This window comes from Frankia nepalensis (genome assembly GCF_016786325.1).
GTDB lineage: Bacteria > Actinomycetota > Actinomycetes > Frankiales > Frankiaceae > Pseudofrankia > Pseudofrankia nepalensis.
Window position 1 is genome coordinate 85,524 of the sequence record NZ_JADWYU010000098.1, and the last position, 21,042, is coordinate 106,565.

17 protein-coding genes are annotated in these 21,042 nt (G+C 73.8%); 13 read left to right on the forward strand and 4 right to left on the reverse strand.

Annotated elements, in window-relative coordinates:
- Window positions 1-653 precede the first annotated feature (653 nt).
- The 3 genes from I6A81_RS09930 (at window position 654) to I6A81_RS09940 (ending at window position 4,701) form a co-directional block, all read left to right on the forward strand.
- Window positions 654-2,306: an MFS transporter gene (locus I6A81_RS09930; protein WP_238428138.1), complete on the forward strand. Its 1,653-nt coding sequence runs from the start codon at window positions 654-656 to the stop codon at window positions 2,304-2,306.
- A gap of 210 nt (window positions 2,307-2,516) precedes the next feature.
- A complete protein-coding gene (locus tag I6A81_RS09935) occupies window positions 2,517-3,533 on the forward strand; it encodes an isopenicillin N synthase family dioxygenase (protein ID WP_202999356.1) in 1,017 nt (338 codons plus the stop codon).
- A gap of 289 nt (window positions 3,534-3,822) precedes the next feature.
- Window positions 3,823-4,701 carry a metallophosphoesterase family protein gene (locus tag I6A81_RS09940; protein ID WP_202999357.1) on the forward strand — a complete coding sequence of 293 codons (879 nt, stop codon included), beginning with the start codon at window positions 3,823-3,825 and terminating at the stop codon, window positions 4,699-4,701.
- Between the two features lie 171 nt (window positions 4,702-4,872).
- Here the strand turns inward: I6A81_RS09940 and I6A81_RS09945 are convergent, their stop codons facing one another.
- On the reverse strand, window positions 4,873-5,226 hold the full coding sequence (locus I6A81_RS09945; protein ID WP_202999359.1) for a hypothetical protein: 354 nt from the start codon (window positions 5,224-5,226) through the stop codon (window positions 4,873-4,875).
- 910 nt (window positions 5,227-6,136) lie between these two features.
- Between I6A81_RS09945 and I6A81_RS09950 the strand changes: the two genes are divergently transcribed.
- From I6A81_RS09950 to I6A81_RS09975, 6 genes are all read left to right on the forward strand, one after another.
- A complete protein-coding gene (locus I6A81_RS09950; RefSeq protein ID WP_202999361.1) occupies window positions 6,137-6,835 on the forward strand; it encodes a TetR/AcrR family transcriptional regulator in 699 nt (232 codons plus the stop codon).
- A 276-nt stretch (window positions 6,836-7,111) separates the two neighbouring features.
- A complete protein-coding gene (hppD, locus tag I6A81_RS09955; RefSeq protein ID WP_202999363.1) occupies window positions 7,112-8,458 on the forward strand; it encodes a 4-hydroxyphenylpyruvate dioxygenase in 1,347 nt (448 codons plus the stop codon).
- A 133-nt stretch (window positions 8,459-8,591) separates the two neighbouring features.
- On the forward strand, window positions 8,592-9,866 hold the full coding sequence (locus tag I6A81_RS09960; RefSeq protein ID WP_202999365.1) for a homogentisate 1,2-dioxygenase: 1,275 nt from the start codon (window positions 8,592-8,594) through the stop codon (window positions 9,864-9,866).
- Between the two features lie 23 nt (window positions 9,867-9,889).
- Window positions 9,890-11,083, forward strand: coding sequence for a fumarylacetoacetase (fahA, locus tag I6A81_RS09965; protein WP_202999367.1), 1,194 nt, complete (start codon window positions 9,890-9,892; stop codon window positions 11,081-11,083).
- 199 nt (window positions 11,084-11,282) lie between these two features.
- Window positions 11,283-12,620, forward strand: coding sequence for a serpin family protein (locus I6A81_RS09970; RefSeq protein WP_202999369.1), 1,338 nt, complete (start codon window positions 11,283-11,285; stop codon window positions 12,618-12,620).
- A gap of 334 nt (window positions 12,621-12,954) precedes the next feature.
- Complete coding sequence (locus tag I6A81_RS09975; protein ID WP_307874562.1) at window positions 12,955-14,118, forward strand: acyl-CoA dehydrogenase family protein; 1,164 nt, start codon at window positions 12,955-12,957, stop codon at window positions 14,116-14,118.
- A gap of 206 nt (window positions 14,119-14,324) precedes the next feature.
- On the opposite strand, the gene I6A81_RS09980 is transcribed toward I6A81_RS09975, so the two are convergent.
- On the reverse strand, window positions 14,325-16,013 hold the full coding sequence (locus I6A81_RS09980) for an MFS transporter (protein ID WP_307874563.1): 1,689 nt from the start codon (window positions 16,011-16,013) through the stop codon (window positions 14,325-14,327).
- 102 nt (window positions 16,014-16,115) lie between these two features.
- On the opposite strand from I6A81_RS09980, the gene I6A81_RS09985 reads away from it, so the two are divergent.
- Window positions 16,116-16,586 (forward strand): MarR family winged helix-turn-helix transcriptional regulator, encoded by a 471-nt coding sequence (locus I6A81_RS09985; RefSeq protein WP_202999371.1) that lies wholly within the window; start codon window positions 16,116-16,118, stop codon window positions 16,584-16,586.
- Window positions 16,587-16,953: 367 nt separating this feature from the next.
- Here I6A81_RS09985 and I6A81_RS09990 read toward each other — a convergent pair whose 3' ends face one another.
- Both I6A81_RS09990 and I6A81_RS09995 read right to left on the reverse strand, forming a co-directional pair.
- Window positions 16,954-17,361, reverse strand: a complete 408-nt coding sequence (locus I6A81_RS09990) for a nuclear transport factor 2 family protein (protein ID WP_202999373.1) — start codon at window positions 17,359-17,361, stop codon at window positions 16,954-16,956.
- A 357-nt stretch (window positions 17,362-17,718) separates the two neighbouring features.
- Window positions 17,719-18,987, reverse strand: a complete 1,269-nt coding sequence (locus I6A81_RS09995) for an MFS transporter (RefSeq protein WP_202999375.1) — start codon at window positions 18,985-18,987, stop codon at window positions 17,719-17,721.
- Between the two features lie 565 nt (window positions 18,988-19,552).
- Here I6A81_RS09995 and I6A81_RS10000 point away from each other — a divergent pair.
- The 3 genes from I6A81_RS10000 (at window position 19,553) to I6A81_RS10010 (ending at window position 20,944) form a co-directional block, all read left to right on the forward strand.
- On the forward strand, window positions 19,553-19,867 hold the full coding sequence (locus I6A81_RS10000) for a hypothetical protein (RefSeq protein WP_202999377.1): 315 nt from the start codon (window positions 19,553-19,555) through the stop codon (window positions 19,865-19,867).
- Window positions 19,864-20,517 (forward strand): hypothetical protein, encoded by a 654-nt coding sequence (locus I6A81_RS10005; RefSeq protein ID WP_202999379.1) that lies wholly within the window; start codon window positions 19,864-19,866, stop codon window positions 20,515-20,517. Before I6A81_RS10000 ends, I6A81_RS10005 begins: the two co-directional genes overlap by 4 nt.
- 133 nt (window positions 20,518-20,650) lie before the next feature.
- A complete protein-coding gene (locus I6A81_RS10010) occupies window positions 20,651-20,944 on the forward strand; it encodes a WXG100 family type VII secretion target (RefSeq protein WP_202999381.1) in 294 nt (97 codons plus the stop codon).
- Window positions 20,945-21,042: the final 98 nt, after the last annotated feature.

Consider the following 21,042-nt stretch of genomic DNA (forward strand, 5'->3'; position numbering starts at 1 on the left):
ATCTGTGCGTTACAGCTGTCCCGTTCCGGCGTCGCGGCCGTACCGCGCGGCCCGGATGCTCTCCTTTGGCCCAGCTCGTCACCAACGACCTGCCCGTCCCCGCGGCCCTGATCACCGGGATCTGGTCACCGTTGCCACCGCGGAACGCGAAAGCGCAAGGCACCCCGATCCGGTCATCCCGGCGAACCGCCCCCGGCCGACGCTCCGACCCGGAGCGGCCGGCCGAGCGGCCGGCCGGGTGTAGCGGCCGTCACAGCGCGGCCGGGCCGGGCGGTGTTATCGTCTCCGGCGGTCCCTTTTGTTACGACTGTGTAGCCGCAGAGATCGTGATCGACCGCCGCGCCGACTGGCCGGGGCGGTCCGCACTGGGACCCAGGCCCGTGGACCATGTGCCGCGGCGGCCTGGACGAATCCGGGACTCGTCTCCCCGCCGGCTCGAGCGCCCGCCGCGCTCCGGCCGCGAGGTATGTCCCATGAGCACGTCGTCCGGCCCAAGCACGTCCGCAACCACTTCCGTCCCCGTACTGACCATGACGGTGACGGGCGCCGCCGCGCCCGCCCCGGCCCGTCCCGAGCTCGGCCGCCGCCACTCACCCAGCGGCGCGCAGCCACCCTCACCGCCTGTGCCGCCGCCCCCGACGGCCATGACGGCCATGACGGCCCCGGCAACCACGACGGCCCCGGCAACCACGGCAACCGAGCCGGCTGCCGGCCTCGTCACGGCGCCGCCCGTCTCCGGTGGCGCGGCGGCCTACCGCTGGCTGCTCGGCCTGCCGGGCGCGAAGCCGATGGTCGCCGCCGGCCTGTTGGCCCGGCTGCCCAACGCGATGATCGGCATAGGCGGGATGCTGCTGGTCGCGGCGACCACCGGTTCCTACCGGCTGGCCGGCGCGGCGACGGCCGCGATCGCGCTCGCGGGTGCCGCCGCCGGCCCGCTGGTCGGCCGCCGGATCGACCGGCTCGGCCCGCGCGCGGTGCTGCCGGGGCTGGCCGTCGCCCATGTCGCCGCCGGCGTCGCCTTCCTGGCCGCGGCACTCTCCGGCGCGCCCGTGCCACTGGTGATCGCGGCCGCGGCCGCCACCGGCGCGACGCTCCCGCAGGTCGGCCCGGTGGCCCGGCAGCGCTGGGCGGCCAGGCTCGGCGACGACCCCCGGCTCAACACGGCCTACGCCCTGGAGTCGGCGCTCGACGAGGTGACGTTCGTCGTCGGCCCAGCCGCCGCGAGCCTGCTCGCCGGCTTCACCCCGTCGGCCGGCACCGCCGCCAGCCTGGTGCTCGCCGCCGTCGGCGTCGCCGCCTTCGCCGCCTTGCCCACCCCGGACGCCCCGCCAGCGCCGGACACCCCGCCCACCCTGGGCTCCCCGCTTACGCCGGACGCCCCGCCCACGCCGGGCTCCCTGTCCGCGCCGGACTCCCCGCCCGCCTCGGACTCCCTGCCCGCGCCCGCGCGCCTTGCCTCGCGGCCCGCGGCGCCGGCGGCGGCGCGGACACCGACCGCGACCACGCCGGGCCGCGGCCGCCTCGGCCGGGACCGGTCGGTGCTGCGGATCCGTGGGCTGGTGCCCCTGCTGGTGGCGGCGGCGGCCTTGGGGGCGTTCTTCGGGACGATGGACATCGGGCTGGTCGTCTACGCCAGGGCTCACAGCTGGGCGGGTGCCTCGGGCCTGTTGCCGACCCTGGTCACGCTGTCGAGCCTGGGAGTCGGCATCGTGTACGGAACAGTCCACTGGCGGACGAGCGTGGTGCGCCGGTACGCGATCGCCGCCACCCTGCTCGCGGCTGGCGCCGCTCTCGTGCCCCTGGCCGGCTGGGCCGGCGGCATCGGCGCCGTCGTCGCCGCGGCACTGATCACGGGACTGCCGCTCGCTCCGCTGATCATCACTGGCACCGCGCTCGTCGGCGAGCTGGTTCCGGCCCACCGGCGGACCGAGGGCTTCACCTGGATCGTGATCGCGAACAGTGTCGGCGTCGCCGCGGGCGCCCCGCTGACCGGCGCGCTCGTCGACCGGCTCGGCGCCACGTGGGCGCTGGCGGCCCTCGCGGTGTGCGGGTCCCTCACCGCGGCCACGGCCCTGGTCGCCGCCGTCCGCCTGCGCGCCGCGCGCGCCACCGCGCAGGCTCCCCGCGGCGCCACGCGGATCCCGCGCGCGCGGACCCCCCGTGCGCGGATCCGGAGCGCCGATGCGCGCACACGACCGGCGATCTCCAGCTCGTCCCGGCGCGGTCCGCGCAGGAGATCACCAGATGCGCACGAAATCCGGGGACAAATGGGGCCGGAATCGCCGGATGCCGCACAGATCCGATGATCAGTGCTGCCGCCGAGCCTCCGGGCACGCCATGATCGCCATTGGTGTGCGCGCATCGGCGGGCGAACGGCCCGGCCAGGGCCCACGTGAAGGCCGCGGGCGGGAGTCGCCGGCCAGCCGGGAGCTTCGGCTGGGCGGCGGCTGTCACAGGTGTGTTTCGTTTGCTGAGAAGCAGCGAGATCCGGCGCGAGGCGGGCCTACGCTGCTCGGGTGAGCCCACGGACGACCACCGACCTGACGGCGCCGGACGGCCCGGACGGGCGCCGCGGCGGGATTCCGGTCATCGACATCGGGCCGTTCCTGGCCGGGGCGGACCCCGCGGCGGCCGTCGAGCGGATCGCGCACGCCTGCTCGACGGTGAGCTTCCTGCACGTCGTCGGGCACGGGATCGCGCCGGAGACGTTCGACGCCGTCTACCGGGCCAACGACGCGCTGCTCGCGCTCCCGGAGGCCGAACGGGACCTGCTCGCCTCCCCCGACCGGCACCCGTTCCGCGGGCTGACCACGATGCGCTCGCCGGACGGCGCGCCGCTCGTCCACCGGTTTCAGGTGTGCCACTACGACGACCCGCCGGCGGCCGCCACGGCCGGGGTGCCGGCCAGGTACGTCGACTACTTCGCCCGCAACGTATGGCCGGAGCAGGTGGCCGGCCTGCGGGCCGCGGTCCTGGCCTGTTTCGCCGAGATGCGGCGGGTCGGCGACACGCTGATGGAGCTGTTCGCCCGGGCGCTCGGGCTCGCGCCGGACTACTTCGCGCCGATGCTCACCCATCCGGTGTCCGATCTCGCCGTGAACGGCTATCCCGCGCAGCCGCCCCGGGAGTCGGCCGAGCCGGCCCTGACGTTCCTCGAACACACCGACTCCGGCATGCTGACCCTGCTGCACCAGCGCGGCGACTACCCGGGTCTGCAGGTCCAGGACCTGGACGGAGCCTGGATCACCGTGCCGCTCGACCCCGACGCGCTCGTCATCAACATCGGCGACCTGATGTCCCGCTGGACGAACGACCGCTGGCCGTCGACCCGGCACCGGGTCGTCGCCGCCGCCGACTCCACCGCCACCCGGACGTCGATCGCCACGTTCCACCTGCCAAACGTCGACACCGTGATCGCCCCGCTGGAGCCGTTCGTCGGCGCCGACGGCCCCCACTACGAACCGGTCACCCCATACGTCTGGGAGGCGATGTTCCTCGCCAAGTACCGCCCTCGCGACAGCAAGGCCGCCTGACCGGCTCGGGCCGCGGCAGCGTCGAGGTTCCGGTCGCTCCGAGACCTCGGTCGCTCCGAGACCTCGGTTTGCTCTGGCGCCCGCGGGGCGACGCTGGTCGGTTCGGCCACGCGATGGTCATTGACGGTCTTCCGAGTGAATGTGATGCTTGATCCGGCTCAGTCGTCAAGATGGCGGTGGAGCGTTGGGATGTGAGTTACCGGCCTGGGCCGGTGGTTGACACCACATCGCTGCGCCGCTCGGCCGGCACTGAGCCATGTCCGAATGGCTCTTGGAAGGTCGACAGACAATGAAGATTGCTTTCGTGGGCGACGTCCACGGTTGTGTGCGGCATGCGCTGGGCGCGGCGGTGCTGCTCCAGGAACGGCGCGGGATCCGGCTCGACGCCGTGATCCAGGTCGGGGACCTGGGCGCGTACCCGTCGCCCGAGCGGTTCGACGGGGCCAGCCGCCGGTTCGCGCGGGACAACCCGGCGCAGGACGACTTCTTCCGGCTGCTGGACCCGTCGCCGAGGTTCGCCGAGGGCGTGCGCGGCGCGCTGGGGCAGGTCGGGCCGATGCTGTTCGTCAGCGGCAACCACGAGGACCACGACTGGCTCGCCGGGCTGCACGAGGCGGCGGGGGCCGACGTCGTGCCGGTCGACCCGGGTGGCGCCTGCCGCCATGTGGCCTGCGGGAGCGTGCTGGCGCTCGCCGGGCAGCGCGTGGCGTTCCTGGGGCTGATCGAGGTCGCCGGGAAGATGGACCTGGACGAGCGCGCCTACACGCGGCTGATGGGTCTTGAACCCGGTGACGTGGACGTCCTGGTCACCCATGACGGCCCGTACGGGATGTCACGCGACTGGCGCGGGAACGTTCAGGGCTCGGCGAAGCTGTCCCGGCTGATCGAGCATCTTCAGCCCTGGCTGCATGTCAGCGGCCACTACCACCACGTCAACGGCCCGCGCCGCTATGGCCGCACGACCTCCTACGCGCTCCACCAGCTGGTGCGGCCCAAGGCCAGCCGGTGGGATCCGGCGTCGGTCAACCCCGAGCAGCGGGTGACGGCCGGGAGCGTCGGCCTGCTCGACACCGACGCCGGCGACTTCACCTACGTCCACGACGACTGGCTGGCCGACGTGCGGGGAGACGCGCTCGACCTCGCCGGCCTCGTCGCCGCGACCCGCTGACCCGCGCCCGCTGGCCTTCTCGCCGCCCCGCCACCGCGGCCCGCCGCCGCGCCGACGAGCGCCGCGTGGAGGCACGGGTGGTCCGTCCATTCGCCTTCTGCCGTGGGCGCCGGTCGGGGCGATGCCCTCGTCTGAACGGCCTCGTCCTCGAAGCGGGCCGCCGGCGACCGGTCAGGCGAGCTCGGGAACCGCCTGGCTGACGCGCCGCCGGCGGCGGGCCAGGAGCGCGTCCGCGAGCGCGTCGGCGCGCTCCATGTCGTCGAGGGTCGGCCGGGCGCGCCCGTCGACCGCGATGATGGCGGCGAGCAGCTCCGCCGACAGCCTCGTCCGCGCCGCCACCCGGGCCACGCTCGGCGGCAGGGTCGTGGGATGCTGCGCCAACGGCGGCTGGGGACCGGCGCTGATCCGCGACGGGAGCCGGTGGTCGGCCGCTACCCGGCCTTCCTGGACGACGCCGCCTTCCTGGATGAGACGGCCTTCCTGGATGACACGGCGACGCGGGCGGGCCCCGAGGAGATCGAACATAGGTTCGATCCTGGCGACGCCGAATCGGGCTGTCAAGCGGCGCCACCGGCGGTCCACGGCGGGCCCACGGCCAGCTCACCGCGGGCATGGGAGGCGTGACGCGGGTCACCGAGGCGGCGGGGTGGGGACGGTTCTCGCGGAAAGGCGGCGCCGGTCCGGAAGTTCTGGCGCAGATCAGGTGATCAAGGCTTGGGCGGCGCGGCCTGATCGCCGCCGCGCCCTTCCGGGTCGCGATCCGCCCCCACGGACGACCACTTCCCTACCCGGCCTCGCCTCCGCGCCTGGAGGCCGATCCCCCGGCGCGCGGGCCGCCGGGCCGCCCGTGGTGGGAGGCGTGACGGGACGGGGCGGGGGGACAAAGTGGGCGCGGCACGGGCGCGGGGGCCGCGCGCCCGTGCCGCACCGGTCTGTGGGGCCGCGCGTCGCACCGCCGCCCTGTGGACGACCCGCGGTTCGCGGAACGCGCCGAACGCGTCGGCGGCACCGTCCCGGCCGGCGCGGACCGCGCGGCCGCCGGTACCGCCGCGAGCAGGCGGCGGCACCGGCGTGGATGACCGGCGTCATCACTCCTGGAAAGATACAAGTTGTCCGGCCGACAAGTAAATACTTGCGAGCCGGCCAACAAGATGCGACGTTGAACGGGTGTCCACCCCGCTCCCACCCGCGCCCGTCGGGTCCCCGCCCGTTCCGGCTCGCCTGCCCGTCAGCACAGGCGCGGGCTGTCCCGCCGGCCGGGAACGGGCGCCCCCGGACACGCCTTCGCGGGACCGAAGTCGCTGGGCCGGGACGCCGCGACGGTCTCCCGTGACGATCAACGTGAGACGTAGACTCGAACATCATGTCGAAGCCGGACGGGCGGACCGAGCCATCACGGCCAGAGGCATCACGGCCAGAGCCATCACAGCCTGGAGTGCCCCAGCCGGGAGCGCCCCAGCCGGGGGCGCCGCGGCCCGAGGAGTCACAGCCGGGGGCGCCGCGGCCCGACGCCCCGCGGACTCAGGCCGAGCGGACGGCCCAGGCCCGCCGACGGCTCGTGCGGGCGGCGATCCGGCTGCTCGCCGAACGCGGCTACACCGGCACGACGCTCGCGGAGATCGGCCGTGAGGCGGGACTGAGCCGGGGCCTGGTCACCCATCACTTCGGCGGGAAGGACGCCTGCATCCGCGCCGCGATCGAGGAGATCCGGACGGCCGCGCATCGCGCCCTCTACACGGACGCGGACCCGGCGCTGCGCGGCCTGGCCAAGGTTGACTTCCTCATCGGGGCTTACATCGACTCGGCCCGCGCCGGCCACCCCTATACCCGGGCGTACTACGTCGTGATGGCCGACTCGATCAGCGAGGCGCCTGAGCTGCGCGACGTCGTGGCGCACGCGAACGAGGTGTTCCGCGACCAGATCCGCGAGTTGCTCCAGGAGGCCGTCGACCTCGGCGAGGCACCCCCCGAGGCGGACCTGCGCGCGCACGCCGTCCTCCTCGAGGGCCTGCTGCGCGGGGTCTGCCTGCAGTGGTACGTCGACCCCGCCGGAGTGGACCTCGACGCGGCGGCCGAGGCGGCAAAATCCCTCATCCGTTCCAGCCTGCGCGCCGGTCTCGCGACCCCGGCCTAGGCTCCCGCGCGGTGCCAGCGGCCTGGCATGCGCCGGCGGATCTCGCGGATCCCGTGCGCACGATCTTGTGTGCATGACCCGCGGCGCCGATCCGTGCACGCATTCAGCGATCACCTGCCCGGCCCGGCCCAGGCCCTACCCGCACGGTAGATCGCCAGATCTGTTCGAAACTCGGACACTGTCGCGGCGTGGGCGGGTCGTTGCGCGTGTGGAGTGGACGGGCCAGCGCGGCGAGTAGGACGGTGAATCCGTAGGGCGAGGTGGAGGAGGCCGGTTGTGGCACTCGAGCAGACTCTTACCGAGCAGGAACGGCTTGCCGAGCTGGATGTGGAGCAATTGCGCCGGCTGGTCGGGCTGGTCGAGTACGACGCGGCAACCGACCCCTTCCCGGTGACCGGCTGGGACGCGATGGTGTGGGTCGTCGGGAACGCGGCCCAGGCGGCGGCGTACTACCAGCTGGTCTACGGGATGGAGCTGGTCGCCTACACCGGTCCGGAGACCGGCAGCCGGGATCACGTCGGTTATGTGCTGCGCTCGGGCGCGGTGCGGTTCGTGCTGACGGGTGGGGTGGACCCGGCCAGCCCGCTGGTCGAGCACCATCGCCGGCACGGCGACGGGATCGTGGACATCGCGCTGGAGGTGCCGGACGTCGACCGGTGTGTCGCGCACGCCCGCGCGTGCGGGGCGACGGTGCTGGACGAGCCCCGCGACGTCGCCGACGAGCACGGCACCGTGCGGCTGGCGGCGATCGCGACCTACGGCGACACCCGGCACAGCCTCGTCGACCGGTCCCGCTACGCCGGCCCGTACCTGCCCGGATACGTCGCCCGCCGCCCGGCCGTCGACCCGGGCCGGCCGGGCGGAGCGGCCCGCCCGGGCGGGCCGGGCCGGGCGGGCGCACCGGGCGCCATGGACGGACGGCGCGGAGGGCCGGCGGCGGACCGCGGCGCGATCCCGGGGCCCGGCTCCCCCACCGCGACCGGGGCCGCGGCGGGGAGGCGACCGGGCTGGCTGTTCCAGGCGCTCGACCATGTGGTCGGCAACGTGGAGCTGGGCCGGATGGACCAGTGGGTGGGCTTCTACAACCGCGTCCTGGGGTTCACGAACCTCGCGGAGTTCGTCGGTGGTGACATCGCGACGGAGTACTCGGCGCTGATGAGCAAGGTGGTGGCCAGCGGCAACCACCGGGTCAAGTTCCCGCTCAACGAGCCGGCGGAGAGCCGGAAGCGGTCGCAGATCGACGAGTACCTGCAGTTCTACGCCGGGCCCGGCGTTCAGCACCTGGCGCTGGCGACCGACGACATCGTGCGCGCGGTGGACGTGCTGCGTTCGCGTGGCGTGGAGTTCCTGGACGCGCCCGACTCGTACTACACCGATCCGACGCTGCGGGCCCGCATCGGCGAGGTGCGGGTTCCGATCGACGAGCTGCGGGCGCGCGGCATCCTCGTCGACCGGGATGACGACGGGTACCTGCTGCAGATCTTCACGAAGCCCATCGGCGACCGGCCAACGGTGTTCTTCGAGCTGATCGAGCGGCACGGTTCGCTTGGCTTCGGCAAGGGCAACTTCCAGGCTCTGTTCGAGGCGATCGAACGTGAGCAGGCAAGGCGCGGCAACTTCTGAACCAGACGATCCAATTACCAGACCGTCCCTTACCAGGCGATTCGACTACAAGATGATCCGACAAACCAGGCGGTCCGACCTAGCAAGGCGAGCCGACCTGGCGCGAGGACCCGACAGGGCGAGGTGACCCGACATGGCGTACTACCGGGCTGTCGGCTCGATCCCGCCCAAACGACACACCCAGCACCGCGCCCCGAGCGGGAATCTCTACTACGAGGAACTCATGGGGGCCGACGGATTCACGTCGGGCTCGTCTCTGCTCTACCACCGCGCCATCCCGTCCGCGATCGTCGACGCGACGCCGTGGGAGCCGCCGGAGGCCACACTCACCGAGAACCGCCCGCTGCTTCCCCGGCACCTGCGGCTCCACGAGCTGTTCCCGGGTGAGGAGTGGAAACGGGCCGATCCGGTCACCGGGCGGCGGCTGATCCTGGGAAACGCGGACGTCCAGATCTCGTACGTGGTGGCCGGTGAACCCTCGCCGCTCTACCGCAACGCGGGTGCCGACGAGTGTGTGTATGTCGAGTCGGGTTCGGCGACCGTCGAGACCGTGTTCGGCGCGCTCACCGCGCGCCAGGGCGACTACGTGCTGCTGCCACGGTCGACGACGCACCGCTGGCGGCCGGACGGTGACGGCGGCACCTCCGCCGGACCAGCCTCCCCCACGCCGGAATCAGCTGTGTCGGAACCGGCCGTCTCGGCCTCCGCCGGGCCGCTGCGCCTCTATGTCATCGAGGCGCGCTCGCACCTTGGGCCGCCGAGGCGCTACCAGTCCGCCGAGGGCCAACTGCTGGAACACGCGCCTTACTGCGAGCGGGACCTGCGCGGCCCGACGGAGCCGCTGCTCGCCGAGGGGACCGACGTCGAGGTGCTGGTGAAGCACCCCGGCGCCCAGGGCGCCGCCGGCACCCGGTACGTCTACCCGACGCACCCGTTCGACGTCGTCGGCTGGGACGGCTGCCTGTACCCGTACACGTTCAACATCGCCGACTTCGAGCCGGTCACGGGCCGGGTGCATCAGCCGCCGCCTGCCCACCAGGTGTTCGCGGGCGACGGCTTCGTGATCTGCAACTTCGTGCCGCGCAAGGTCGACTACCACCCCCTGGCGGTACCGGTTCCCTACTACCACTCGAACGTCGACTCGGCGGAGGTCATGTTCTACTGCGGCGGCGACTACGCGGCCCGCGAGGGCTCCGGCATCGGGCAGGGGTCGGTCAGTCTTCACCCGGGCGGCCACTGCCACGGCCCGCAGCCCGGGGCCGTCGAGCGCTCCCTCGGCGTCGAGTTCTTCGACGAGCTCGCCGTCATGGTCGACACGTTCCGGCCGCTCCGGCTCGGCGAAGGCGGCCTGGCCGCCGAGGACCCGGCCTACGCCTGGACCTGGTCCGGCCGCGGCCCCACCCGCTGACGGCCCGCGAACCGACCCGCGACGTGGGCACAATCGAGGTGGCGGCCGACTCGCCGTTCGGCCTGGACAACCTGCCGTATGGCGTCTTCTCCCCGGCGGGCGGCGCGCCGCGGGTGGGGGTGCGGCTCGGGGACACCGTCGTCGACCTGGCCACGCTGCTGCCGACGGACGCCGAGGTGTTCGCCGTGCCCGCGCTGAACCCGTTCATGGCGCAGGGCCCGGCCCGGTGGCGGGAGATCCGCCGCCGGGTCACCGACCTGCTCGCCGGGGGCGTCCCGGCCGCCGCCTGCCACCGGATCGACGCCGTGGCCGGGCATCTGCCGTTCGAGGTCGCCGACTACGTGGACTTCTACGCGTCCGAGCACCACGCCTCGAACGTCGGCCGGCTGTTCCGGCCGGGCGCCCCACCGCTGCCGGCCGCCTGGAAACATCTGCCGATCGCCTACCACGGGAGGGCTGGCACGGTCGTCGTGTCCGGGACCGGGATCGTCCGCCCCCGCGGCCAGCGGGCCCACCCGGACGAGGACATGCCCGTCTTCGGGCCCAGCCTGCGGCTCGACATCGAGGCCGAGCTCGGGTTCGTCGTCGGCGTCGGCTCGCCGTTGGGCTCCCCGATCACGGTCGACGAGTTCGACGATCACGTCTTCGGCGCCGTCCTGGTCAACGACTGGTCCGCCCGTGACCTGCAGTCCTGGGAACACGTGCCGCTCGGCCCACACCAGGGCAAGAGCTTCGCCACCTCGATCTCGCCGTGGGTGGTGCCGATGGCGGCGCTGCGGGCCGCCCGGGTGCCGCTGCCGCGGCAGATCCCCGAGCCGCTCCCCTACCTGCGCCCTGGCGCCCCCGGCGGCGAGCTGTGGGGGCTGGACGTCGACGTGGCCGTCGAATGGAACGGCGAGATGGTCTCCCGCCCGCCCTACCGCGAGATGTACTGGTCCCCCGCGCAGATGCTGGCCCATCTGACGGTGAACGGGGCGTCCACCCGCACCGGCGACCTGTTCGCGTCCGGCACGGTCTCCGGACCGCGCGCGGACCAGCGCGGCGCGTTCCTGGAGCTGACCTGGGGCGGCGCCGAGCCGGTCCGCGTGGGCGGCGAACGGCGCGCGTTCCTCCTCGACGGCGACCGGGTCACCATCACCGGCACGGCGCCCGGGTCCGGCGGCGGCCGCGTCGGCTTCGGCGCGGTCACCGGCACGGTCCTGCCGGCGCCTTCCTGACCTCCCGCGCCCTCCTGACCGGCCTGCCAGCGCGTTCCTCACCTGCCGCCGGCGCCCTGACGCCGTGCCGGTGATGGTGACCCGGTCGCCGTCGAGCCGCCGTGTCGCCGTGTCGCCGTGCCGATGTGCCGATGTGCCCGCCGGGGAGGACTTTGTCCCGTTCCGGGAACCGGACCGGCCGCGGTGCCGTCGAAGGAGCATGCTGCGCAGACGCGATCTGCTCTCGGCCGCGCTGCTCGCGACAGCCGGCCTGGGGGCCGGTGCCCTGGCGAGTGGATGCGGCAAGGACACTTCCGGCGCGCCGCCCGCCGGGCCGGGTGCCGGCGGCGGTGACCTGTCCGTGGTGACGGCGGATCTCGAGCGCGCGGCGGCCGACCCGGCGGCACTGGCCGCGGCGGTCACCTCCGTCCTGGCGTTCACCGCGGACCTGTACCGGCGGGCGGCGGCCGAGCCGGGCAACCAGGTCTGCTCCCCGTACTCGGTGGCGGTCGCGCTCGGCATGACCCGGGCCGGCGCCCGGGGACGGACGGCGGAGGAGATGGACGCCGTCCTGCACACGCCGGCCGGACCGGAGGCCCTGCACGCCGGGCTGAACGCGCTGGCGCTGCACGTGGAGGGCCGGGCCGGCGAGTTCGAGCAGCACGACGACTCGGTCGCCGAGATCGTCCTGGACGTGGCGAACTCGCTGTGGGGACAGCGGAATCTGCCCTGGGAGCAGCCCTTCCTGGACCTGTTGGCCCGGTACTACGGCACGGGCATGCGGATCGTCGACTACGTCGACCAACAAGCCCGCGAGGGCGCGGCCAAGGAAATCAACGCCTGGGTGTCGGAGCGAACCCACGAGCGCATCCCGGAACTCGTCGCGTCCGGTGACCTGACCGAACTCACCCGGCTGGTTCTGGTCAACGCGATCTATCTACGCGCCCCGTGGCTGACTCCGTTCCAGGAGGCCCAGCCCGCCCCCTTCACCCGGGCCGACGGTTCGGTCGTCCAGGCACCGACCATGTCCCTGGTGGCCGCCCAGCTCGGGTACGCGACGGGCCCAGGCTGGCAGGCAGTCGACATCCCCTATGTCGGCGGCCAGCTCGCCATGGCCGTCGTCCTGCCCGACCCGGGCCGGTTGGCGGCGGTGGAGGCCGGGCTCGACGGCTCGGCGCTGCGCGGGCTGCTCACCGGGTTCCGGCCGGCGATGGTCGACCTGGACCTGCCGCGCTGGAAGTTCCGGCGCCGTGCCTACCTGGGTGAGCCGCTCGAGGCGCTCGGGATGCGGACCGCGTTCACCGGGGACGCCGACCTCAGCGGTATGACCACCGCCGAACACCTGCTCATCGACAAGGTGATCCACGAGGCGTTCATCGCCGTCGACGAGCAGGGAACCGAGGCCGCCGCCGCGACGGCGGTGATCGCGCGCGCCCTCTCGGCCGTGGCGACCGAGGCTCACGTCACCGTCGACCGCCCGTTCCTGTTCGTCATCCATGACCGCGAGACAGCCGCTCCCCTGTTCGTCGGCCGCGTCGTCGACCCCACCGCCGACTGACCCGAGGACGACGCGCGCCGCCGCCCATGTGTGGCTTCGCCGCCGCCATATCCGCCGCCGTGCCCGCCGCCAAGGCGCGACCGCCGTCGTCAGGACCGGTCGACGGTCACGACCGCGGTGACCGTCCGTCCCCCCATGCGATCCACGGCGCGAGTGTCACGACTCCCCCGTCTGGGTAGCAAAGGATTTTCGCGGGGCCCGGCGACATAGGCGGCGCCGTCTCGGGCTCGGGCTCGGGCGACCAGATCACGTCACGACGGCCGACGCCGGGCAGGTTCGGCCACTAACGTGCCCGCCGGGGCGTGGATGGCGTGGTGGAGGCAGGAGGGCACGCGTGGGCAGGCTGACCCAGGACGAGCTGGACATGATCGCGGTCGTGCGGGAGTTCGTCGAGGAGCGGGTCAAGCCGGACGTGCGCCGGTTCGAGGCGAGCGACACCTACCCGGATGCCTTCATCGAACAGATGAAGGCTCTGGGCTTCTTCGGGCTGCTCGCGCCGGCGGAGCACGGCGGGGTCGACGTCTCGATGGCGGCGTTCGCGCGGGTCACCGAGGAGCTCGCCCGGGGCTGGATGAGCCTGGCGGGCGCGATCGGTGGCCACTCGGTCATCACCTACGTCATCAAGACGTTCGGCACCGAGGAGCAGAAGCGGGCCTATCTGCCGCGGATGGCCACGGGCGAGGTGCGCGCGACGATGGCGCTGACCGAGCCGAGCGGTGGCTCCGACCTGCAAGGAATGCGGACCTACGCCGTTTCCGACGGCGACCACTGGGTGATCAACGGTTCCAAGACCTGGATCTCCAACGCGGCTCACTCGGGCCTGATCGCGCTGCTGTGCCGGACCGACCGGGACGCGAAGCCCGCACACCGCGGCATCAGCGTTCTGCTCATCGAACCCGGCCCCGGGTTGGACATCAGCGCGAAGATCCCGAAGCTCGGCTACCGGGGTGTGGAGGCGTGCACCCTGTCGTTCGACGCCATGCGGGTGCCGGCGGCCGCGGTGCTCGGCGGCCCGCCGAACAAGGGCTGGGCGCAGATGATGCGCGGCCTCGAGGTCGGCCGCATCCAGGTCGCGGCGCGGGCGCTCGGCGTCGGCCAGGCGGCCCTGGAGGCGGCCGTCACCTACGCCCAGCAGCGGGAGACGTTCGGCCAGCCGATCTGGAAGCACCAGAGCGTCGGCAACCTGATCGCCGACATGGCGACCCAGATGCGGGCCGCCCGGCTGCTGACCGCGGACGCCGCCGAACGCTTCGACTCCGGGCAGCGGTCCGACCTGGAGGCGGGGATGGCGAAGCTGTTCGCCTCCGAGACCGCGATGAAGGTCGCGATCGACGCCATGCGGGTCCACGGCGGCTACGGCTTCTCCCAGGAGTTCGACGTCGAGCGCTACTTCCGCGACGCCCCGCTGATGATCCTCGGCGAGGGCACCAACGAGATCCAGCGCAACGTCATCGCCGCCCAGGTCATCGCCCGCGACGCCGCGGGCGATCGCTACTGAGCCTGGCGCGGCCCTCCGCCGCGCCATCGACCCGGCGTCGGTGCCGGTGACGGCGCCATTCGCCCTGTCCGACGTGACGGCCAGACCTGTCAGGCATCAGCGGGCCGAGGAGCGTCGTCTCGCGCCCCTGGCGTCGGACACGACGCCGGCGCGCCGGGGGCGCCGGCGAAGGCGGCGGCTGGGGCGGGGAGGGTCATCGCGCGGGGTCACGCGAGGCCATCGGCGGGCCGGGGGGCGCGGTCGGCGTTGGTGGGGCTTGGGGAGGGCGGCGGGACGGTGACGGGATGGGGGACGTCCGGTGTCGCGGCCGGTGCCTCGACGGGCGCGACCGTCGCCCCGTCCGCGGGGTCGGGGGCGCCGCCGGCCGGGTCGGGGGCGCCGCCGGCGAGCGCGAGCCGCCGCGGGCGTAGCGACACCGCGGCGAGCACGATGCCGGCGGCGACGCAGCCGCACGCCACCAGCAGGCCGAGCCGGTTGCCGCCGACGAGCGCCTCGTCGGCGCTGTGGCCGGCCCTGGCCAGCTCCGCGGAGCGGCCGGCGGCGACCGTGCCGAAGACGGCGAGGCCGATCGCCCCCGAGACCTGCATGGTCACGTTGACGATGCCCGACGCGAGGCCCGCGTCGGCCGGCGGGACGTCCGCGAGGGCGAGCGTGGTCAGCGAGACGAACGCGCCCCCGCCACCGGCGCCCAGGAGCAGGCTGACGACCAGCAGCCGCGGCACATACTCCGTGCCGACCCCGCCGCCGGCGAACAGCGCGAGTCCCACCAGCATGATGACCATGCCGGTGATCAGGACCCGGTAGGGCCCGAACCGCGCGGTCAGCCAGGTCGCGAGCCCGAGTGACATGGCTCCGACCACGGCCGTCTGCGGCAGGAAGGCCGCTCCCGTGGCTATCGCGTCGTAGCCGAGCACCTGCTGCAGATAGATGGTGCCGAAGAAGAGGTAGCCGTACATGCCGGCCGCCATCACCGCCCGCACGGCGCTGCCGGCGAGGAGGCTGCGCTGGCGCAGCACGCGCGGCGGGATCATCGGGTCGGCGGCGCGGGCCTCCCAGCCGGCGAACGCGGCGAGCAGCACGAGCGCGACCGCCCCGGTGCCGAGGGTGGTCGCGGAAGCCCAGCCGACCTCGGCGGCCCGCACGATCGCGTAGATGCCGACCAGCAGCGCCACGGTGACCAGGGCCGCGCCCATGGCGTCGACCCGGCCACGCCGTTGGGCGCCGTCGGCGCCCGATCCTCGTTCGAGGAGCACCGCGGCGCCCAGGAACGCGACGGCGCCGATGGGGATGTTGATGGCGAAGATCCAGTGCCAGTCCAGGGTCTGGGTGAGGACCCCGCCGAGCAGCAGGCCGAGCGAGCCGCCACCGATCGAGACGAGCATGTAGCGGCCGATCGCGCGGGCGCGCTCGGCCGGGTCGACGAACTCGGCGACGATGATGGCGAGCACCGACGACGACGCGAACGCGCCGCCGGCACCCTGCACGAACCGGGCCGCGACCAGCGCCGGCACGGATCCGGCGAGCGCGCACGCGACCGACGCGGCCGTGAAGACGGCGATGCCGCCGAGGAACAGCTTGCGGCGCCCGATCAGGTCGCCGAGCCGGCCCGCGACGAGCAGCAGGCTGCCGTAGCTGATCAGGTAGCCGTTCAGCGCCCAGGTGAGGTCGGCCTGGCTCACCTCAAAATCCGTCTGGATCGCCGGGAGCGCCACGTTCACGACGGTGGTGTCCAGCATGACCATCAGCTGCGCCAGCAGCACGACGACCAGCGCCAGCCAGCGGCGCCGGTCGAACCCGGCCGCGACGGTCACCGGGCCGCCGGCGGCCCCGTGCGCGGTGACGTGTTTCCTGGCGTCAGTCGAGGGCGACGCCACGTCAGTTTCAATCTCGCTCACGAGATAGTCACCATACAGGGACTATCTATGATCGCAAATCATCCACACTCAGTGAGCATCACCGGTTCTTGATTAACATCAGGATGTTACGCTTGGACCGCCATGGCACCTACGACGAGCCCGCCCGTCGAGGCGGGCACCGCGGCCGACGAGCCGGCGCCCGTGGGCACGCACGTCCCGGGCGCGCTGGTGCTGCTGACCCGACTGGGCCGCCAGGTCTACCGGGACGCGACCGAGGACCTCCTCGGCATGGGGCTCAAGCAGTTCGTGGTGCTCAACCAGCTGCGCGAGGACGTCGGCACGCCGCAGCAGCGGCTGGCCGAGCACCTGTGCCTGGGCGCGAACATCCTGGTCCTGCTGCTCAACGGCGTGGAGAGCGCGGGCTGGGCCGAGCGGCGCCGCGACCCCGCCGACCGCCGCCGCCACCTGGTGCACCGCACCCCGGCGGGCACCGCCGCCCTCGCCCGCGCCGAGCAGGCGATGGACAGCGTCGAGGACCTGGTCCTGGGGCACCTCTCGCCCGACGAGCGGGCCACCCTGCGCGCCCTGCTCGCCCGCGCTCTGGGCGACTGACGACCCAGCCGGCACCACCAGACGGCCAGACGGCCTAGGGACGCGCCCTAGCCGCCGGGCGCCCTAGCCGCCCGCGACCCGGCGATGCGGCGACGCGGGCGACGCGGCGACGCGGGCGGCACGACGCGCGGGCGGCACGATGGCAGAGACCCCGGGGCACGCCGGGCGCGTTCGCTCGCGCGCCGGCGAACCACCCGCGCCGCCTCAGAAACGACCGCTCGGATGGTCGGCACTCCCCCACGCGGCCTCGGAGCAACGATCTCAGCAAGATCGCTGGATGCCCGCGAAAATGGCGCGGGCAGCCACTGGTCGTGGGTGCGCCATGTCCGCGAGCGGGCGACGACTGGCCAGGCTGCCCGCCGGCCGGTCAGTCCTGGATGAGGCTGTCGATCGCTTCGGGGTCGAAGGAGTAGTGGCAGCGCCACTCGACGATCTTGCCGGCCTTGTTGACGCGGATGGAGTCGGCGCCGGTCTTGGACTGGCCGTCGGCGAAGTGGCAGGTGTAGACGAACACGACGGTCTGGGTGCTCACGAAGGACGATTCGATCGAATACCGGATGCCGGGGACGCGGCGCATCGAGTCGTCGATGTAGGCGCGGAAGGCGTCATACCCGTCGATGGTCACCTTCTCGGGGTCACCGGTCAGCCGGGGCACGAACGGCGAGCTGAACACCACGTCCTGGTCGACCGGTTCCAGCACGAGGTCGACGTCGTACCGGTTGAACCCGTCCTCCCAGTGCCGCTGTAACGCCGTGACGACCTTGTCCTCAAGCATGCCCGTCTCCTCAGCCCAGACTTCGGGTTCGGCTTCCCGCCGACTCACGTCACCCCAGCCGTCGGTCCAGCGCTGGACTGGATCGAGTCGGCGGGGGCACCGCCCCGGCGGGCCTGGCCGAGCTCCCAGCCGGTCCGGGCATCCGCCTCCGCGCGGCCGAGGCAGGCGTCACACTAGGCCAGCCACCCGACCGAGGCAAGAACTTAGTGAGCGCTTGCTCTCGCCATGGCCGCGGCGGCGCCCTGGTAGCGGGGCACCCGAGCACGCGCCGTCCGCGGGAGCACGGTCTCAACGGGCGCGCGGCCCCGAGCGGACGGCGGCGGATGGCCCCGGGCGGACGGTGTCCGGGGGCGCCGGCTATGGCGAGGCGGGCTCCACGCGCGGTTCGGCGGTGGTGTCCGTCGCGCTGGTGAAGGCCACGTGTCGCCCGGTCAGGCCGCGCGGGTCAAGGGCGAACGCGGCGAGGGCGAGCGCCCCGCCGGCGAGGCCGACGGCGACGTATCCATGCGCGGGTGCCCCGTGGTCGATGACCGCGCCGATCAGGGGCGCGCCGATCAGGTTGCCCACGGACAGCGCCGAGGCGTAACAGCCCAGCACGGTGCCGCGCGCGGACGGGGGTGTCACCTGGACCAAGCGGTCGGCGCCGGCGGACAGTACCGGCGCGCAGCACAGACCGGCGGGGACCAGCAGCGCCGCGAGCCACCCCCACGAGGGGGCGAGCGCCACCGGCGCCGTGAGCGCGGCGAGCGCCGCCAGCAGCACCAACGGGTGGACGCCGCGGCGCAGCGCGCCGTAGACCAGGCCGCCGGCGAGCGACCCCAGCGTCCAGAGCAGGGCGACGAGGCCCAGCAGTTTCAGCGCGCCGAAGTCGCGCATGCTCGCGGTCATCGCGACGTCCGTGCCCGCGAGCGTCAACGTCGAGCCCACCGCGACGAGCAGCACCGCCGCGACCGGGGGCCGCAGCCAGCTCCGGATGGGCACGGGTGGCTCCCGGCTGGTGGCGGCGCCGGTGACGCCGGTGCCCGAGGCGCCCCGGCTCAGCGGGGCGACGGCGGCCGCCAGCGCCACCCCGGCGAGCGGGAGCGCGGCCGCCAGCATCACCAGCGCCGCCACCGGGCTGGCCTGGGTCGTCACCACCACGCCGAGCAGCGGCCCGAGCCCGTAGGCCGCGTCCACCGACACCGCGTCCAGCGCCAGCGCGGCCTGCCGTTCGGCGTCGGGCACCAGCTCGGCGAGCGCCTGCCGGCCGACCGTGTAGGCCGGCAGCATGACCAGCCCGCCGGCGAACGCGGCCGGCGCGAGCAGGGCGAAGGACAGCACCGTCGCGACCGACCAGAACACCGCCTGGCCGGCCGCGGTCACCAGCAGCGCGGCGCGCATGCCGTGCCTGTCGATGCCCCGGCCGACGACCGGCGCGCCCACCGCGGAACCGACCGAGAACAGCGCCACCACCACGCCGGCCGCGGTGTAGCCCAGGCCCAGCCCGCCCTCGTCGGCGGGCAGCACGACCCGCAGCGTCAGGACGATGCTCATCGCGGTGAGCGGTACCCGCGCCAACGAGCTGATCACCAGCACGCGGCGCACCCCGGGCCGGGCGAGTACTCGGCGGTAAGCATCCATGGCCATGGCGGACGCCAGCCTAGTGCCGTACCCAGCGACGCTCGCCCGGCCGCTGCCCACCCGGTCCTGTGAGTGGCCGCCCTCGAAGTGTCCCCCAGAACGCGAGCCAGGGACCGCGTTCTGACGGACAAGTCCGGGGACACGACACAAACGACCAAAGCAACCGGCCACCCGACCCCGGCGGGTCGGTCTCCGGACCTGTCCGCTGTCACGCGAGCCAGGGACCGCGCTACCGCGGACACTTCACCGGCTCCGGCACCGGCCCACAGCACCGCCCACGGCGCGGGCAAACCTTCGCTGAGGCGGCACTAGGCCAGCCGGGCCCGGCCGGGCCGCCGACCGGGTCACACCGCCGCGCGGCTCACCGCGGCCCCGGCCGGGTGACACGCCCCGTGCTCGAGTCCACTTTGGCCGGTGACGCCGGACACGGTACGATCACTCACCGACAGTCGGATATGCACGTCCAGACGTCTCGCGCGACGGGGGTGCGCGTGCTTCCAGGTCTTCATGCTTCCCATACGGGGCCGCCGCGGCGCGCGCTGCCCGTCGCCCACCGCCGGGGCGGGCGCTGATGCCCGGGCTGTTCGGGGTCAACCTGGACGTCACCTGGCAGCTGTCGAGTGACCTCAAGGCGATCCGGGCGGCGCTGACGTCACTCGGGTCCGACTTCAACGGCCTGGACGGGCAGTCCGGGTCGTCCCGGGTCGAGTCCGCGCTGGACCGGTTCGTGCGTGACTCCTCCGACAGCCGGGGCAACCTGGACAAGCTGCTGGAACGCGCGATCGGCCTCCTCGACGGCCTGATCGAGGGCACGGCGGCGGTGGACACCGCCCTCGTCCAGGCGCTGGGCCCGGCTCCCGGCCCGGCACCGGCGGCGGCGCCGTGAGCGCGGCGGCCACCCGGCCCGCGGCCACCCGCTTCACGCTGCGGGTGCCGGACTCGTGGTTCGAGTTCGACGTGTGGCGGGCGACCCGGACCGGCGACCTCGCCCGGCTTGTCGACGCGCGCACGGCGAAGTACCCGCGGCTGCGGCCCTACCGCGCCGCGCTGCTGAAGCTGCTGCGCGAGGTCGCCGAGCGCGCCGAACGCCAGGGCGCGGTCTACTGCGCGACGGCGACGGCCGACGAGTCCGGCGCCGGTGACCTGCTCGCGACCCTGCTGGTGTTCCACACCCACGGAGGTGACGACCCGGCCGAGAACACGGTGGCCGCGATCGCCGCGCGGGTCAGCGCGGTCGCGCCGGGCCAGCCGGGCGAGCCCTGGCGGTCGGTCGAGATCGTCACGATCCCGGCCGGGGAGGCGGTCCGCATCCGGGGCGTGGAGCGCGGCGTGATCGGCGGCGCGGGCGCAGCGGCGACGATCGACACCGTCACGACGCAGACCCTCGTTCCGGTCCCCGGCGGCGAGCACGGCGCCGAGGGCGTGCTGAACGTGGTGCTGACCAGCCCGCACCTCGGGCTCGTCGACGAGCTGTTCGACCTGTTCGAAGCGATCAGCGACACCCTCGCCTGGACCCCCGACGTCCCGGCCTCCTGACCGGAGGCGTCCCGCCCACCCACTGTCCGTCAGCCCAAGCAGGACCGGAAGGCTCCGCCCGCCGGCGGGCCGGTCCGCGTCGCGTCCTCACCGTCCGTCCAGGCACCCGTCCCGAGGAAAGGCAGGCCCGGCCATGGCGAACGTCCACGTCGACTACGAGGCGATCCGCGGGATGGCGACCACGCTGTCGCGCATCCAGACCGACATGGAGAACCAGCTGACCGCCCTGAAGGGGCAGATCGACGCGCTGGTGACCAGCGGCTTCATCACCGACCAGGCGTCCGGCCGGTTCCAGACGTCCTACACCCAGTGGGACACCGGCACCCGCCAGGCCATCACGGGCCTCGGCGGCATGAGCAAGTTCCTCAGCGAGACGGTCACCCAGCACGAGCAGCTGGACGCCACGCTCGGCCAGGCCGCAGGCTGACCCGCCGCCCCTCCCCACCCCCTCCCCGCGCGCCGTTCGTCGTTCGCCGGCCGCCGCTCGCCACGGCGGCCGGTGGCCGGTGGCCAGCGGCCACGTTC